The following is a 15,287-nucleotide window of genomic DNA, read 5'->3' as shown; positions in this document are numbered from 1 at the left end:
CTATCTTTGATTAAGTTCTAAAACTTTTCTATGTTTACTTCCTTTGTAACTCGCAAGAGGTCTAATTAATTTATTAGCTGCATGTTGCTCCATAATGTGAGCTGACCAACCAGTTATTCTTGAAATTACAAAAATTGGTGTAAAGAAATCAGTATCAAAACCCATTAAATGATAAGTTGGACCAGTAGGGTAATCTACATTAGGATGAATATTTTTTTTATCTATCATTACCTTTTCTACAATGTCATAAATTTTTTCAAATTTTTTATCTTTTTTAAGTTTTGCGACTTTTCCAAAATATTTTCTCATTGTAGGAACTCTAGAGTCACCACTTTTATAAACTCTATGACCAAATCCCATTACTACTTCTTTGTTTTTTAATGCATCATTTATCCATTTTAATGCATTTTCTGGTTTCTTAATTTTATTCATCATGTGCATCACTTCTTCATTGGCACCACCATGCAGTGGTCCTTTAAGACTTGCAATAGCTCCAGTAATTGCACCATGAATATCTGATAAACTAGATGTAATTGTTCTTGCAGTAAATGTTGAAACGTTAAAACTGTGTTCTGCATACAATATTAAAGATACATCAAAAGCTTTTACTATTTCTTTTTGAGGAACTTTACCAAAACACATATAGAAAAAGTTTTCTGCAAAATTTAATTCTTTTTTTGGTTTAATAATTTTTTTACCTTTTCTTAATCTATAAAATGCAGCAAGAGCAGTTGGTGTTTTTGCTAGAATTCTTATAGCTTTTCTCATATTTGCGTCTAGAGAAGAGTCTGTTGTTTCTTTATCTTCTAGTCCCATCACACTTACAGCAGTTCTTGCTACATCCATAGGATGAGACTTTTTCGGCATTCTTTTCAAAATTTCATATAAATCTTTTGATAAATCTCTATTACCTCTTTCTTCTTTTTCAAACTTTCGTAATTCAATAGTGTTTGGAAGATCTTTATTTAAAATTAAGTAAGCAACTTCTTCAAATCTGCAATAATCACATAAATCTTGAGCAGCATAACCCCTGTAAGTCAGAGAATTAATTTCTGGCATAACTTTTGAAACTTCTGTTTCATCTACAACTATTCCTAGTAAACCTTTTTTAATATCTTCACTCATTATTCATGTCCTTCCGTACTAAAGTTATAAATTTTCTCGTCTAAACTGTTATATTTTTCGTATTCAACAAGTTCATATAATCTTTTTCTAGTTTGCATTTTATCAATGATATTATTTTGATGTCCATTTGCATAAATGTCCCTTAGGCCATCCTCAACATTCTTCATTGCTAAACGTTGTGTAGTTACAGGATAAATAACTATGTTGTATCCGAAATTTTCAAGTTCTTTATAGTTGAATAATTTTGATTTTCCAAATTCAGTCATATTAGCAAGTAAATAACATGAAAGTTCTTTTCTTACTTTTTCAAAATCTTTTTCATCGTATAGTGCTTCTGGAAAAACAATTTCTGCACCAGCATCAATGTAAGCCTTACATCTTTCTATCATTTTATCTATACCTTCAACACCCTTGGCATCTGATCTAGCTATAATTTTAAAATTACTATCTTTTTTGGCATCAACACATTCTTTAATCTTTTTAACCATAGCTTCTGTAGAAATCAGTTCTTTGTTATCAAGATGACCACATCTTTTTCTTTCTATTTGGTCTTCTATATGAACTGCTGTAATTCCAAATTCCTCAAAAGTTTCAATAGTTTCCTTGCAAGATTTAAAACCAGTATCAATATCTACTATTGTTGGAAGGTTAGTAACTCTTGAAATCAAGTATGATCTTGTACTCACATCTTGCAGAGTTGTTAAACCAATATCAGGAAAACCAAGATCATTAGCCATTACACCACCAGAAACATAAACTGCGTCATAACCAATTTCTTCTATCAACTTTGCGGTAAGAGGATTGTATGCACCAGGAACACGCAATATTTTATTTGATTTTAATTTATCTGAAAAATCTTTTCTTTTTTGACTAGGCTCTTTTTCAATAAAATGCATTTTTAGGTGTTGTTTTAGACAGGATTTATTTTTAATCAATATTAAAGATAATCTAAAATAATTTTTTCAATACCAATAAAGTCTTTAACTAGATGATTATGGTGTATTTCATGCGAGTTTTTTTCAGTATATCCGTTTTCTAAAAGAACAACTGGAATATCAGCAGCCTTTGCTGCATTAGCATCGGTTTCACTATCGCCAATCATTAAAGCTTTTTTTACATCACCATCAAGAATTTCAATAATAGTTGTCAGATGTCTAGGGTCTGGTTTGCAATAATCAAAAGTATTTGAACCAGCAACATATTCAAAGAAATCATAAATTTTTATTTTTTTCAAAAGATCAACAGCTAAATGTTCTTGTTTGTTTGTGCAAACGGCCATCAAGATTTTTTTTTCTTTACACCATTTCAAAAAATCCAAAACCCCATTTATTAATGTACTTTGGTTGATTATATTTCTTCCGTAATAATCTACAAAATCTTCAACCATTTGTTTTTTAATTTTTTCATCCTGGACTTTTCCAAATTCTTTTTTTGCCTGACCCCAAATTGATCTTCCAATTAAAGCTCCGGCACCTTTCCCAACTAAATTTCTAATGTCTTCAGTAGATTTAGTTGGATAACCATATTTTTTCATTACATGATTGTGTGCTTCCATAAGGTCAGGTGCTGTATCAACAAGAGTGCCATCTAAATCAAATAAAATTGTAAAATTTTTAGTCATTAAAAGGTTATTTTAAGAAATATTTTGTGAGTTATGTATCACTAATACATGAATATAAAGATTTTAAAACATGAAACAATCAAATTTAACAAAGACACAAAATCAAATCAGAGAAAAGTTTTTAAAGCAGGGAGTTAAAATGGTTGGTCCTGAAACAATTTTTTTTTCAAAAGATACAAAAATTGGAAAAAATGTAACCATTGAACCTTATGTGGTTTTCGGACCCAAAGTAAAAGTAGGAAGCAATGTTGTAATCAAATCTTTTTCACACTTGGAAGAATGCAACATAATGAATAAAGTTGAAATTGGCCCATATGCAAGAATTAGACCCAAAACAACTTTAAAAGAAGGTTCTAAAATTGGAAATTTTGTAGAGATTAAAAAAAGTATAATTGATAAAAATTCAAAGGTTAATCATTTATCTTATATTGGTGACAGTGATATTGGAAAATCTGTAAATGTTGGTGCTGGTACTATTACTTGTAATTATGATGGAATAAATAAATATAAAACTAAAATTAGTGATAATGTTTTTATTGGCTCTAACTCATCTTTAGTAGCACCCATAACTATTGAAGCCAAAAGCATTGTGGGAGCTGGATCTGTAATTACAAAAAAAGTTGAGAAAAAATCATTAGCCTTAACTAGAGCCAAACAAATTGAAATTAAAAATTACAAAAGAAAGAAAAAAAAATAAATGTGCGGAATTATAGGAATTACAAGTCACAAACCTGTTCTAGCAACAATAATTAATTCTTTAAAGAAACTGGAGTATAGGGGTTATGACTCTGCTGGAGTTGCAACTTTATTTAATGGAGAAATTAATGAAGTAAAATCTGAAGGTAGAGTTGATAAACTTGAAAGAAATTCATTGCTGAAAGGTTTGGATGGGATTGTAGGGATTGGACATGTAAGATGGGCAACACATGGTATCCCAAACACTATAAATGCCCATCCTCATTCATCTGATAATGTTTCAGTGGTTCATAATGGAATTATTGAAAATTCGACTTTATTGAAAAAGTTTTTAGTAAGCAAAGGTTATAAATTTAAGTCACAGACAGATACAGAGGTAATTGTACATTTAATAACTGAAAATTTAAAAGAGTTTAATTTAGTTGATGCAATTACTAAAACTCTAAAACAATTAATTGGAAGTTTTGCATTAGGAATAATTTTCAAAGATGAACCAGACTTAATTGTAGGAGCCAGAAGGGGTTCACCTTTAGCTGTGGGTTACGGTCCCAATGAAAATTATTTAGGTTCAGATTCTTATGCTCTAAAATCAATGACTAACAAAATCACATATTTGGATGATGGTGAATTTTGTATTATTAAAAAAGATCAAACAGAATTCTTTAATGAGGAAGGAACAAAAATAAATAAAAAAGTTTTGGAATTATCATCTTCTGAAGAAAATTATGGCAAGGGTGAATATAAGCATTTTATGGCTAAAGAAATAGAGGAACAGCCAACTACAATTAAAAATTGTATTAATGAATATATTGATAAATCAAATCAAGAAATTAATATTTATAACTTTCCATGGAAAATAAATGAAATTTCATCGATTACGCTAATTGGCTGTGGAACTGCTTATCACTCATGTTTAATGGCAAAGTACTGGCTAGAGGAATTAACTTCGTTAGATGTAAATATAGATATCGCATCTGAATTTAGATATCGAAAAAATAGATTTAAAAAAGATGGATTATATATTTTTGTTTCTCAATCTGGAGAAACAGCTGACACTTATGCTGCTTTAGAATTATGTAAAAAAAATGGTATGAAAACTTGTTCAATAGTTAACGTTATTGAAAGTTCTATAGCTAGAGATTCTGATTTTGTATTACCCATACATTGTGGGCCAGAAATAGGTGTTGCTTCTACTAAAGCATTTTTGGGTCAAATTATGGTGCTTTATATTTTAACTTTAAAAATTGGCAATCTAGACAATTCAATCAATAAGGAAATATTCAAAGAAAAAATAAAGAATTTACAGAGTTTACCTGAAAAAATTAAAAAAACCCTAAATTTTGACAACAAAATTCATTTAATTTCTAAAACATTTAATGAGGCAAAAGGGTCAATGTTTTTAGGTAGAGGATTTTCTTTCCCAATAGCATTAGAGGGTGCATTAAAGTTAAAAGAATTATCTTATGTTCATGCTGAGGGATATCCTGCGGGAGAAATGAAACATGGACCTTTAGCATTAATTGAAGATGGTATGCCTGTCGTTGTGCTTGCTCCAAGAGATAACTATTACAGAAAAACGATTTCTAATATGCAGGAAGTCATTGCAAGAGGTGCTAAAGTTTTGTTGATTACAAATAAAAGTAAAGATGAAGTTATTCCTGAAAATATTTGGGAAACAATAGAAGTAGAAAGTGCTGAAGATGATCTACTTCCTTTTTTATTAACTATACCTTTGCAAAAATTAGCTTATTTCTCTGCTTTAAATAATGGTTACGACATTGATAAACCAAGAAATTTAGCAAAATCAGTCACAGTTGAATAAATTCTAATCTCTGCTACAACACTCACTGGTTGAATATTTTATGAGCAATTGGAAAATAAATAGTTGGAGAGATTATCCTGTAAAACACGTTCCTGATTATCCTGATCAGGCAGAACTGGATCAAGTTCTTAATAAGATCAGAACTTTTCCACCATTAGTATTTGCAGGTGAAACTAGACATTTAAAATCACAATTAGCTGATGTTGTTGATGGTAAAGCGTTTCTTCTTCAAGGTGGAGACTGCGCAGAAAGTTTCGCGGAATTTAATCCAGATTATATAAGAGACACTTTTAAATTAATTTTACAAATGTCATTAGTATTAACTTATTCGGCTTCTTTACCAGTTGTTAAAGTTGGAAGAATTGCTGGTCAATTTTCTAAACCAAGAAGTTCCCCTGTTGAAGTAAAAGATGGTGTTGAGTTACCAAGTTACCTTGGTGATAATATTAATGGTATTGAGTTCAATGAAAAAGCCAGAATACCAGACCCAAAAAGGTTATTTAAAGCTTACTCACAAGCTGCAGCAACTTTAAATTTAATTAGAGCTTTTTCACATGGTGGGTTTGCTGACTTGAAAAAAGTTCATACGTGGAACTTAGGATTTATTAAAAATACACCCGAGGCAAAAAAATTTAAAGAATTAGAAGATAATATTGAAAAAGCTTTAGCGTTCATGGATGCATGTGGGATTAATTCTGATTTTAATAGAAGATTAAAAACAGTTAACTTTTGGACTTCACATGAAGGTTTGCATTTACCTTATGAAGAAGCAATGACAAGAACAGATTCTACTACTGGTGAGAACCATGATACCTCTGCTCATTTTGTGTGGATAGGTGATAGAACAAGACAATTAGATGGTGGGCATGTTGAATTTTGTAGAGGAATAGAAAATCCTATTGGAATTAAATGTGGTCCAACTTTAGAACCTCAAGATTTAATAAACTTATGCAACAAAATTAATCCTCAAAATGAAAAAGGTAAAATAACATTAATTTCTAGATTTGGTCATGATAAGGTTTCTAAGTTTTTACCAAAATTAATTAGAGCAATTAAAAAAGAAGGCTTAAATGTAATTTGGTCTTGTGATCCTTGTCATGGAAATACTATTAAAGCAACATCTGGTTTTAAGACTAGACCTTTCAATGATGTATTGAAAGAAGTTAAAAATGTTTTTGAATGTCATCAAAGTGAGGGAAGTTATGCTGGAGGTTTGCATATCGAATTGACAGGACAAAATGTTACTGAATGCACCGGTGGCGCACAAAAAATTACGGACGAAGACTTGTCTTCTAGATATCACACGCACTGTGATCCAAGATTAAATGCTAATCAAGCTTTAGAATTAGCCTTTTTGATTTCAGATGAGATTAAAAAGAATAGCAGTTATTCTAAAAACGCAGTTCAAGCGGCATCTTAGGATATTGAATTTAATCAATAGTCTGTTTATTTAATAATTATGAATGTTTCAGATAAAGCAAAATTTATTTCTAATTGGATTAAGGATTATGCTTTAGATATGCCGTCAAAAGCCGAGTCATTAATTATTGGAATTTCAGGTGGTATAGATTCATCTGTTTCAAGTACTTTGAGTGCCATGACTGGATTACGAACGATAGTTCTTACAATGCCAATTAAACAAAAATCAAATCAACATGATTTAAGTTTAAAACATCAAAAATGGTTATTAGAGAATTTTAAAAATGTTGAAGCTCATACAATAAATTTAGATAATTTATTTGAAAGCTTTACAAAAAGCTTGAGCAATTTTGATAACGAACATGGGTTTGCAAATTCTAGAGCAAGACTAAGAATGACTACGCTTTATCAAGTAGCCGCAGCAAATAAAGGAATTGTTGTTGGAACAGGTAATAAAGTAGAGGATTTTGGAGTAGGTTTTTATACAAAATATGGAGATGGAGGTGTTGATATTTCTCCAATAGCAGATTGTAATAAAACAGAAGTCTGGGAACTAGGTAAAGAGCTTGGAATACTTAATGAAATTATTGAAGCTGATCCAACTGATGGATTATGGGATGATGGTAGGACAGATGAAGGACAATTAGGTTTTAAATATCCTGAGCTAGAAGATGCTATGGTAAATCCAAATTCTCCTCACAGAGAAAAATACGAAAAAATTCGTAGTCAAAATTTACACAAAATGGAGCCTATTCCAGTGTGTAAAATTCCTAACTAATCAATTTGATTCACAAATCATAATTTAAAGTATATTCATATTTTTATGGCTAAAGAAATTTATTTAACAAATAATTTGTCCAATAAGCGTGAACAATTTGTTCCTATGGACGAGAATAATGTAAGAATGTATGTGTGTGGTCCTACAGTATATAACGATCCTCACATAGGTAACGCTCGGCCACTAGTCATATTTGATATTCTATACAAAGTTTTAAAAAATAAATTTAAATCAGTGAATTATGTAAGAAATATCACTGATGTAGATGACAAAATTATTAATTTTGCAAAAGAAAACAATGTTTCAATAAAAGAACTTACTGACAAAATTATTAAAAGCTTTGCTGAAGATTGTAAATTTTTGAAATGTGAAGAACCCAATTATCAACCAAAAGCAACTCAACACATTGATTTAATGATTGAAATGACAAAAACTTTAATCTCAAAAGGTTTTGCTTATGAAAATGAAAAACATGTTTATTTTGAAGTTAAAAAATTTGAAGATTATGGAAAACTTTCAAACAAAAAATTAGATGAATTAATTGCAGGTTCAAGAATTGAGGTAAGCAATAATAAGAAAAATTCTGAGGATTTTGTTTTATGGAAACCTTCAAATGAAGAAGAACCAGGATGGGATTCTCCGTGGGGGAGAGGAAGACCTGGTTGGCATTTAGAATGTTCTGCAATGTCAAAGAAATTTTTAGGAGATGAATTTGATATTCATGGAGGAGGAATAGATTTAATCTTTCCTCATCATGAAAATGAAATAGCCCAATCAAGATGTGCTAATAGCACCAAGACATTTGCGAATTATTGGGTTCATAACGCTTTCCTGACAATGTCAAATGAAAAAATGGCAAAGTCTCAAGGCAACATTATAAAGATAAAAGATTTTAGAGAAGGTAACATCAGTGGACAGGTTATTAGATTTGCCCTGATGAGTGCGCATTATAAACAACCTTTAGACTGGAATGATAAACTTTTAAAAGATTGTCAAAATACACTTGATAAATGGTACAAAGTTTATGATCAAAATTTTGAAACAGTTAATATAACAGCTGAAATAATTTCACCTTTATACGAAGATTTAAATACCCCAGGTTATATTGCTAATCTTCATAAACTTTATGATAAAGCAGTAAACGGATCTGATGATAACAAGAAAATCTTCATCTCTGCTTGTAAGTTTGTAGGTTTTTTAACTGAAGCAAAAGAGGAATGGGTCAGTTATAAGAAAAAAAATGTTTCTCTATCTGAGAAGGAAATTGAAGAAAAGATTGATGAAAGAAATAAAGCAAGAGCTGAAAAAAACTATCAAAAAGCTGATGAAATAAGAAATGAACTTTTGGACAAAGGTGTTTTAATAGAAGACAAAGATGGTAAAACGGTCTGGAAATTTAAATGAGTAAAGAGAGATTATATATTTTTGATACAACACTTAGAGATGGTGCACAAACTCAAGGTGTTGACTTTTCAGTAGATGATAAAGAAAAAATTGCATCTGCATTAGATAATCTGGGTGTTGATTATATTGAAGGTGGATGGCCAGGGGCAAACCCAACAGATACTGAATTTTTTCAGAAAAAACATAATTTTAAAAATGCAGTCCTGACATGCTTTGGGATGACCAAGAGATCTGGAAGAAGTGCAAAAAATGATCCTGGTTTATCTGCTTTGATGAATTCAAATACTAATGCAGTTTGTTTAGTTGGAAAATCCTGGGATTTTCATGTTGATATTGCATTGGGAATTTCTAATGATGAAAATTTATCCAATATAAGCGAGAGCGCATCACATTTTGTTGAACAAAAAAAAGAATTTATGTTTGATGCAGAACATTTTTTTGATGGATATAAAGCTAATAAAGATTATGCAATTTCTTGTTTAAAAGCTGCTTATGAAAAAGGTGCAAGATGGATTGTTCTTTGTGATACTAATGGAGGAACTTTACCTCACGAAGTTTCAAATATTGTCTCAGAGGTAACAAAATTTATTCCAGGAAAAAATTTAGGTATTCACGCACATAATGATACAGGAAATGCTGTATCAAACTCTTTAGCTGCCGTAATGGCAGGTGCAAGACAAGTTCAAGGTACCATTAATGGTTTAGGTGAAAGATGTGGTAATGCAAATTTAATGTCATTGATCCCAACTTTTTATTTAAAAAGAGATTTTTCTGATAAATTTGAAATGAATATCAAATCAGAGCACATTAAAAATCTAACTCAATGTTCAAGATTGTTAGATGAAATTTTAAATAGAAAACCAAATAAACATTTACCATATGTTGGCGCAGCAGCTTTTTCTCATAAAGGAGGATTGCATGTTTCAGCAGTACAAAAAGATCCAAAAACTTATGAACATATTAATCCAGAAGAAGTAGGTAATGTGAGAAATATAGTAGTTTCAGATCAATCAGGAAAATCTAATATTGTTTCAAGATTAAAAAGTTTAAATGTAGATTTTGAAGAAAATAATCCAAATATAAAAAAATTATTAGATGAAGTAAAAGACAGAGAATTTATTGGTTATAGTTACGATGGTGCTGATGCTTCATTTGAATTATTAGCAAGAAGAATAATGGGTGAAATACCAAGATATATTTCAATTAACGAGTATGATGTTGGTGTTAAGAAAAATAAATCTGGAGAAATTATTTCTTCTGCAAAAGCCCAATTAGAGGTAGATGGCGAAACTATTGTATGTGAAGGTGAGGGCAATGGTCCAGTTAATGCATTAGATAATGCTATTAGAAATAATATTGATAAAATATCAAAATACTCAAAGTATTTAAAAGATTTAAAATTAGTAGATTATAAAGTTAGAATTTTAAATACAGGAACAGAAGCAGTAACAAGAGTTTCAATTGAAAGTACAGACTCTAAGGGTAAAAATTGGTTTACAATAGGTGTATCTCCTAACATAATAGATGCATCTTTTAAGGCATTGATAGATAGTTTAGATTATAAATTATTTAAAGATAATGCACCTGCTAGCAAATAATTGTGAAAATAAACAACATTACTTTTATTCTTCATAAGCCCCAATTATCTGAAAACATTGGTGCTTGCGCTAGAGCTTTAAAGAATTTTAATTTTACTAATTTATCTGTTGTTGATCCAAAACCCATCTATCCCAATGATAAGATACTAGCTACATCTGTTGGAGCTAAAAATATTATAAATAAATCAAAAGTATTTGAGGAGTTAGGTCCAGCTGTAGAAAAATTAGATTATTTAATAGCTACATCAGCAAGATTTAGAAACAAAAACATTGAACATATTTCGTTAGAGGATTTAAAAAATATTGATTTTAATAAAAAAGTTGGTTTTTTATTTGGATCTGAAGCATCGGGATTATCAAATAATGAAATTAGTTATGCAAATTATACTCTTCAGATTCCAACTAATCCTCAGTTTAAATCATTAAATTTATCACATAGCCTAATTATTATTGCACAATACGTTTCTAGTGTTTTAAAATCAAAGTCATTTGATTACAAAAAGTCAAAAAAGGTGAAATCTGCGTCTAGAAAAGAGATACTAGCAATGGCTAATCTTTGTATACAAAATCTTGACTCGATTAATTTTTTCAAGCCTAAAGAGAAAAAACCAATCATGTTAGAAAATTTGAGGAATATCTTCTATAAAATGGAATTATCTGACAAAGAAACTCGTATATTATCAAGTGTATTTGCTAGTTTGGGGAAAAAACGTTGATTGACAAACTAAAAACTAAGTTTATAAAGCCGACATCACATGACAAAAAGATTAAACTCTAAACATAAAGTAGATAGAAGATTAAAAGTTAACTTATGGGGTAGACCAAAAAGTCCATTTAATACTAGAGCATATGGACCAGGACAACATGGTCAAACAAAAACATCTAAACCCTCAGACTACGGAATTCAGTTACAAGCTAAACAAAAATTAAAATCTTATTATGGAAACATGAATGAGAGACAATTTAGAAATATGTACCAAAGAGCGACAATGCTTAAAGGTGATACTAGTGAAAATCTAATCGGATTATTAGAGAGAAGATTAGATGCAGTAATATATAGAGCAAAATTCGCAACTACAATATTCTCAGCAAGACAACTAATCAATCATGGTCACGTAAAAGTAAATGGTAAAAAAGTTAATATAGCTAGTTACTTAGTTAAAGAAGAAGACAATATTGAAATTAGAGATAAATCAAAACAATTAGCAATTATTGATATTGCTCTTGCAAGTAAAGAAAGAGAAATTCCAGAATACATCCAAATGGATGAGAAGAATAAAAAACTTAAGTTTGTAAGAGTACCTAAGTTTGAAGAAGTTCCATACCCAATCGTGATGGAACCAAATCTAGTTATTGAATATTACTCTAGATAATTATTTCTTAAAGTTTATCCCTTTTGCTTCAAGAGTTTGTTTCAGCTCACCGTTTTCGTACATTTCTTTTACGATATCACAACCACCAACAAATTCTTTTTTAATATAAAGTTGTGGTATAGTAGGCCAGTCACTAAATACTTTGATACCTTCTCTTAGTTCTTGGTTTTCTAATACATTGATACCTTTAAAATTTACTTCAAGAATTTTTAACATGTTAGATACTGCCATTGAAAATCCACACTGCGGAGCATCAGGCGTACCTTTCATAAATAAACATACTTCATTGTTATCAATTTCATTTTGTATCATGTTTTTTATATCATCATTCATAATCTATTTTTCCTTTGTTTTAATTGCTAGCGCATGAAGTTCATTTCCCATTTTACCTTTTAGAGAGTTATAAACCATTTTATGTTGTTCAATTTTTGATTTACCTGAAAATTCAGGCGCAGTCACAGTAGCAGAATAATGATTTCCATCACCTGCTAAATCTTGAATTTCTACAATAGCATTGGGCAATGCTTCTTTAATATAGTTTTCAATTTCTTTTAAATCCATTGCCATATTATTTACTCATGTAATCTTTAAGCCAACTTGTATTAAATGTTTTTAAATCGTCAACTGAAAGATCTGTTTTTTTATCAATTGTCAGGTTTTTTTCTTTAATTTCTCCAAGTTGATCAAAATGTACTGAGTTTTTGTTTAATAAATTTGTTACTTTTTTTAAATCATCTTTATTTACTTCAATGATATATCTTCCTTGATCCTCACCAAAAAAATACTCAAATTCGTTCATCAAAGATTTAGGTTTTTTAATATCAATCCCTTTATTTCCTTTAATACACATCTTAGATATTGCTGTGATTATTCCACCTAAAGAAACATCATGCGCACTTTTTATTAAGTCACTTTCAATAAGTTTTAATAAAGTTTCTCCATTATTTTTTTCATTAAATAAATTGATTTCAGGAGGAGGGCCGTTTTTTTCATCTAATATATTTCTCGCAAATAAACTTTGATCAATATGACCTTCAGTTTTGCCAATTACCAAAACAATATTGCCGGTTTCTTTAAATTCCATTGTGATCATTTTTGAATAATCTTTTATTAATCCAACTCCACCAATTGCAGGAGTAGGTTTAATTCCAATTTCTTTTGTCTGGTTATAAAAAGATACATTTCCTGAAACCACAGGAAAGTTCAAATATTTGCTTGCTTCTCCTATACCTTCAACACACTCAACAAACTCTCCCATGTTTTCTTCGTTCTCTGGACTTCCAAAATTAAGACAATTTGTAATTGCGATTGGTTTTGCACCTACTGAAATTAGATTTCTCCAACTTTCGCAAACAACTTGTTTTCCACCTGTTAATGGATGTGCCCAACAATAGACAGCAGAAGAATCTACTGAGGCTGCAACTGCTTTATTTGTTCCATGAACTCTTACTACACCACTATCACCACCTGGTTTTTGAATAGTATCTCCCATTACAGTATGATCATATTGCTCCCATATCCATTGCTTACTACAAACATTAGGGTTGGATAATATTTTTTTTAAAACATCTTTAAATTTTAGATTGGTCAAATTTTTTTTTGGTATTTTATTTTTCTTAGGTAATTTTGCCTTTTTCCATTTACGGTCATACATTGGTGAATTTTCAACAAGTATATTAACTGGAATGTTTGCAATTTTTTCATCATCAAAAAATAATTCTATTCTTTTAGTATCTGTTGTTTTACCAATTACTGAGAAATCTAAATTCCATTTATCAAATATTTTTTTAGCAAGATCTTCTTTACCGTTTTCTAAAACAATTAGCATTCTTTCTTGACTCTCTGAAAGCATGATCTCATAAGGCGTCATCTTACTTTCTCTACATGGAACTTTGTTTAAGTTAATCTCAATTCCTAGATCACCCTTTGAAGCCATTTCTATACTTGATGAAGTTAAACCAGCTGCACCCATATCTTGGATTGCTATTATCGAGTCTCCAGCCATTAATTCAAGACAAGCTTCAAGCAAAAGTTTTTCAGTGAAAGGATCTCCAACTTGTACAGTTGGTTTCTTTTCTTCAATTTTATCATCAAAGCTTGCTGATGCCATACTAGCACCATGAATTCCATCACGACCTGTTTTTGATCCAACATAAATTACAGGTTTTCCAAGCCCTGCTGCTTTTGAATAAAAGATTTTATTTTTTTTAACCAAACCTAGTGTCATTGCGTTAACTAATATGTTGCCATTATAAGAACTATCAAAACTTGTTTGACCTGCAATTGTTGGCACTCCCATGCAATTTCCGTATCCACCAATTCCATGAACAACACCTCTTAATAGATTTTTTGTTTTCTTGTGATGGGTTGAGCCAAAATGAATAGAGTTTAAATTGGCAATAGGCCTTGCTCCCATTGTAAAAACATCTCTCATTATACCACCAACACCTGTTGCAGCGCCTTGATAAGGTTCAATAAAAGAAGGGTGGTTATGACTTTCTATTTTAAACACAATTGCATCGTCGTCTTCAATATCAATAACACCAGCATTTTCACCAGGTCCTTGAATAACTTTTTTGCCTTTAGTTGGTAATTTTTTTAGATGTAGTCTTGAGGATTTATAGGAACAATGCTCATTCCACATTGCAGAAAAAATACCAAGTTCTGTAATATTAGGTGTCCTCTCCAATAATTCACAAATCTTTGCATATTCATCTTTTTTAAGACCATGATCTATTGCAACTTGTTCGTTTACGTCCATTACTTGATATTATTCATTAAATTTTCAAAAAATATTGAGCCATCCTCACCTGATAAACTTTTATCAACCATTCTTTCTGGATGAGGCATCATCCCAAGTACATTTTTTTCTTTATTAAAAATTCCTGCTATATTTTTTATTGAACCATTTGGATTATATTGCTCATCAACTTGACCTTGTTCATTACAATAATAAGCTGCAATTTGGTTGTTATCTTCAATTTCTTTTAATTGATCTTTGCTGCAGAAATAATTTCCTTCATTATGAGCAACGTGAAATTCTAATACTTTTTTATCAAGATATTTAAAATACGAGCTATCTTTATCATTAATTTTAACAAATACATTTTTACAAATAAATTCTAAGTATTTATTTCTAAGTAAAACACCTGGAACTAAACCTGTTTCAACTAAAATTTGAAACCCATTACAAATTCCCATAACCAATCCACCTGATTTTGCAAAATCTATTACAGATTTCATTATTTTAGATTTTGATGCCATACTTCCGCATCTTAAATAATCTCCATAAGAAAAACCTCCAGGAAGCACTACCAAATCAGACTTTGGGATATCATTATCGTTGTGCCATACCATTTTATTCTTAAAGCCAAATTTGTTTAAAGCGACATGCATATCTCTATCGCAATTTGAACCTGGAAAAGTAATAACTGCTGATTTCATTATTGAG

Annotated in this window: 15 protein-coding genes; 8 read left to right on the top strand and 7 right to left on the bottom strand. The window is 30.2% G+C overall.

Annotation, left to right across the window (positions count from 1 at the left end; all coding sequences use genetic code 11):
- The 3 genes from ACTT9P_RS05410 to ACTT9P_RS05400 are packed head-to-tail and all read right to left on the bottom strand — an operon-like array spanning position 1 to position 2,746.
- Positions 1–1,125: a bifunctional 2-methylcitrate synthase/citrate synthase gene (locus ACTT9P_RS05410; RefSeq protein WP_440909668.1), complete on the bottom strand. Its 1,125-nt coding sequence runs from the start codon at positions 1,123–1,125 to the stop codon at positions 1–3.
- Entirely contained in the window at positions 1,125–2,021 is an 897-nt protein-coding gene (gene prpB, locus ACTT9P_RS05405) for a methylisocitrate lyase (protein ID WP_440909667.1), read from the bottom strand. The genes ACTT9P_RS05410 and prpB overlap by 1 nt, the downstream gene beginning before the upstream one ends.
- Before the next feature lie 41 nt (positions 2,022–2,062).
- Positions 2,063–2,746, bottom strand: coding sequence for an HAD-IA family hydrolase (locus ACTT9P_RS05400; protein WP_440909666.1), 684 nt, complete (start codon positions 2,744–2,746; stop codon positions 2,063–2,065).
- A gap of 70 nt (positions 2,747–2,816) precedes the next feature.
- Between ACTT9P_RS05400 and ACTT9P_RS05395 the strand changes: the two genes are divergently transcribed.
- Genes ACTT9P_RS05395 through rpsD form a run of 8 tightly spaced genes read left to right on the top strand, consistent with a single transcriptional unit; the run spans position 2,817 to position 11,836 of the window.
- Positions 2,817–3,443, top strand: coding sequence for a DapH/DapD/GlmU-related protein (locus ACTT9P_RS05395; protein ID WP_440909665.1), 627 nt, complete (start codon positions 2,817–2,819; stop codon positions 3,441–3,443).
- Entirely contained in the window at positions 3,444–5,264 is a 1,821-nt protein-coding gene (gene glmS, locus ACTT9P_RS05390) for a glutamine--fructose-6-phosphate transaminase (isomerizing) (protein WP_440909664.1), read from the top strand.
- A 40-nt stretch (positions 5,265–5,304) separates the two neighbouring features.
- Positions 5,305–6,684 (top strand): class II 3-deoxy-7-phosphoheptulonate synthase, encoded by a 1,380-nt coding sequence (locus ACTT9P_RS05385; protein ID WP_440909663.1) that lies wholly within the window; start codon positions 5,305–5,307, stop codon positions 6,682–6,684.
- 39 nt (positions 6,685–6,723) lie between these two features.
- Positions 6,724–7,461 carry an NAD(+) synthase gene (nadE, locus tag ACTT9P_RS05380; RefSeq protein WP_440909662.1) on the top strand — a complete coding sequence of 246 codons (738 nt, stop codon included), beginning with the start codon at positions 6,724–6,726 and terminating at the stop codon, positions 7,459–7,461.
- A gap of 45 nt (positions 7,462–7,506) precedes the next feature.
- The gene (cysS, locus tag ACTT9P_RS05375; protein ID WP_440909661.1) at positions 7,507–8,865 is read left to right on the top strand and encodes a cysteine--tRNA ligase; all 1,359 of its coding nucleotides are present in this window, start codon (positions 7,507–7,509) and stop codon (positions 8,863–8,865) included.
- Positions 8,862–10,463 carry a citramalate synthase gene (cimA, locus tag ACTT9P_RS05370; RefSeq protein ID WP_440909660.1) on the top strand — a complete coding sequence of 534 codons (1,602 nt, stop codon included), beginning with the start codon at positions 8,862–8,864 and terminating at the stop codon, positions 10,461–10,463. The genes cysS and cimA overlap by 4 nt, the downstream gene beginning before the upstream one ends.
- Positions 10,464–10,465: 2 nt before the next feature.
- Complete coding sequence (locus ACTT9P_RS05365) at positions 10,466–11,179, top strand: RNA methyltransferase (protein ID WP_440909659.1); 714 nt, start codon at positions 10,466–10,468, stop codon at positions 11,177–11,179.
- Between the two features lie 39 nt (positions 11,180–11,218).
- A complete protein-coding gene (gene rpsD / locus ACTT9P_RS05360) occupies positions 11,219–11,836 on the top strand; it encodes a 30S ribosomal protein S4 (RefSeq protein WP_440909658.1) in 618 nt (205 codons plus the stop codon).
- Here rpsD and grxD read toward each other — a convergent pair whose 3' ends face one another.
- Genes grxD through purQ form a run of 4 tightly spaced genes read right to left on the bottom strand, consistent with a single transcriptional unit; the run spans position 11,837 to position 15,280 of the window.
- Positions 11,837–12,169, bottom strand: a complete 333-nt coding sequence (gene grxD, locus ACTT9P_RS05355; RefSeq protein ID WP_440909657.1) for a Grx4 family monothiol glutaredoxin — start codon at positions 12,167–12,169, stop codon at positions 11,837–11,839. It lies immediately after the preceding gene.
- 3 nt (positions 12,170–12,172) lie between these two features.
- Positions 12,173–12,403, bottom strand: coding sequence for a BolA/IbaG family iron-sulfur metabolism protein (locus ACTT9P_RS05350; RefSeq protein ID WP_440909656.1), 231 nt, complete (start codon positions 12,401–12,403; stop codon positions 12,173–12,175).
- A gap of 1 nt (position 12,404) precedes the next feature.
- Complete coding sequence (purL, locus tag ACTT9P_RS05345; RefSeq protein WP_440909655.1) at positions 12,405–14,597, bottom strand: phosphoribosylformylglycinamidine synthase subunit PurL; 2,193 nt, start codon at positions 14,595–14,597, stop codon at positions 12,405–12,407.
- Complete coding sequence (gene purQ, locus ACTT9P_RS05340; RefSeq protein WP_440909654.1) at positions 14,597–15,280, bottom strand: phosphoribosylformylglycinamidine synthase I; 684 nt, start codon at positions 15,278–15,280, stop codon at positions 14,597–14,599. Before purQ ends, purL begins: the two co-directional genes overlap by 1 nt.
- Positions 15,281–15,287: the final 7 nt, after the last annotated feature.

Origin of the sequence: Candidatus Pelagibacter sp., assembly GCF_052048095.1 — a bacterium.
Taxonomy (GTDB): domain Bacteria; phylum Pseudomonadota; class Alphaproteobacteria; order Pelagibacterales; family Pelagibacteraceae; genus Pelagibacter.
Note: the sequence above shows the minus strand (reverse complement) of the source record. Positions and strands in the feature narration are given on the sequence as shown.

Bases quoted from the DNA above. Each gene is read 5' to 3' on its own strand.
- ACTT9P_RS05410 (WP_440909668.1), bottom strand. From the start codon at position 1,125: ATGAGTGAAGATATTAAAAAAGGTTTACTAGGAATAGTTGTAGATGAA.
- prpB (WP_440909667.1), bottom strand. From the start codon at position 2,021: ATGCATTTTATTGAAAAAGAGCCTAGTCAAAAAAGAAAAGATTTTTCA.
- ACTT9P_RS05400 (WP_440909666.1), bottom strand. From the start codon at position 2,746: ATGACTAAAAATTTTACAATTTTATTTGATTTAGATGGCACTCTTGTT.
- ACTT9P_RS05395 (WP_440909665.1), top strand. From the start codon at position 2,817: ATGAAACAATCAAATTTAACAAAGACACAAAATCAAATCAGAGAAAAG.
- glmS (WP_440909664.1), top strand. From the start codon at position 3,444: ATGTGCGGAATTATAGGAATTACAAGTCACAAACCTGTTCTAGCAACA.
- ACTT9P_RS05385 (WP_440909663.1), top strand. From the start codon at position 5,305: ATGAGCAATTGGAAAATAAATAGTTGGAGAGATTATCCTGTAAAACAC.
- nadE (WP_440909662.1), top strand. From the start codon at position 6,724: ATGAATGTTTCAGATAAAGCAAAATTTATTTCTAATTGGATTAAGGAT.
- cysS (WP_440909661.1), top strand. From the start codon at position 7,507: ATGGCTAAAGAAATTTATTTAACAAATAATTTGTCCAATAAGCGTGAA.
- cimA (WP_440909660.1), top strand. From the start codon at position 8,862: ATGAGTAAAGAGAGATTATATATTTTTGATACAACACTTAGAGATGGT.
- rpsD (WP_440909658.1), top strand. From the start codon at position 11,219: ATGACAAAAAGATTAAACTCTAAACATAAAGTAGATAGAAGATTAAAA.
- grxD (WP_440909657.1), bottom strand. From the start codon at position 12,169: ATGAATGATGATATAAAAAACATGATACAAAATGAAATTGATAACAAT.
- ACTT9P_RS05350 (WP_440909656.1), bottom strand. From the start codon at position 12,403: ATGGCAATGGATTTAAAAGAAATTGAAAACTATATTAAAGAAGCATTG.
- purL (WP_440909655.1), bottom strand. From the start codon at position 14,597: ATGGACGTAAACGAACAAGTTGCAATAGATCATGGTCTTAAAAAAGAT.
- purQ (WP_440909654.1), bottom strand. From the start codon at position 15,280: ATGAAATCAGCAGTTATTACTTTTCCAGGTTCAAATTGCGATAGAGAT.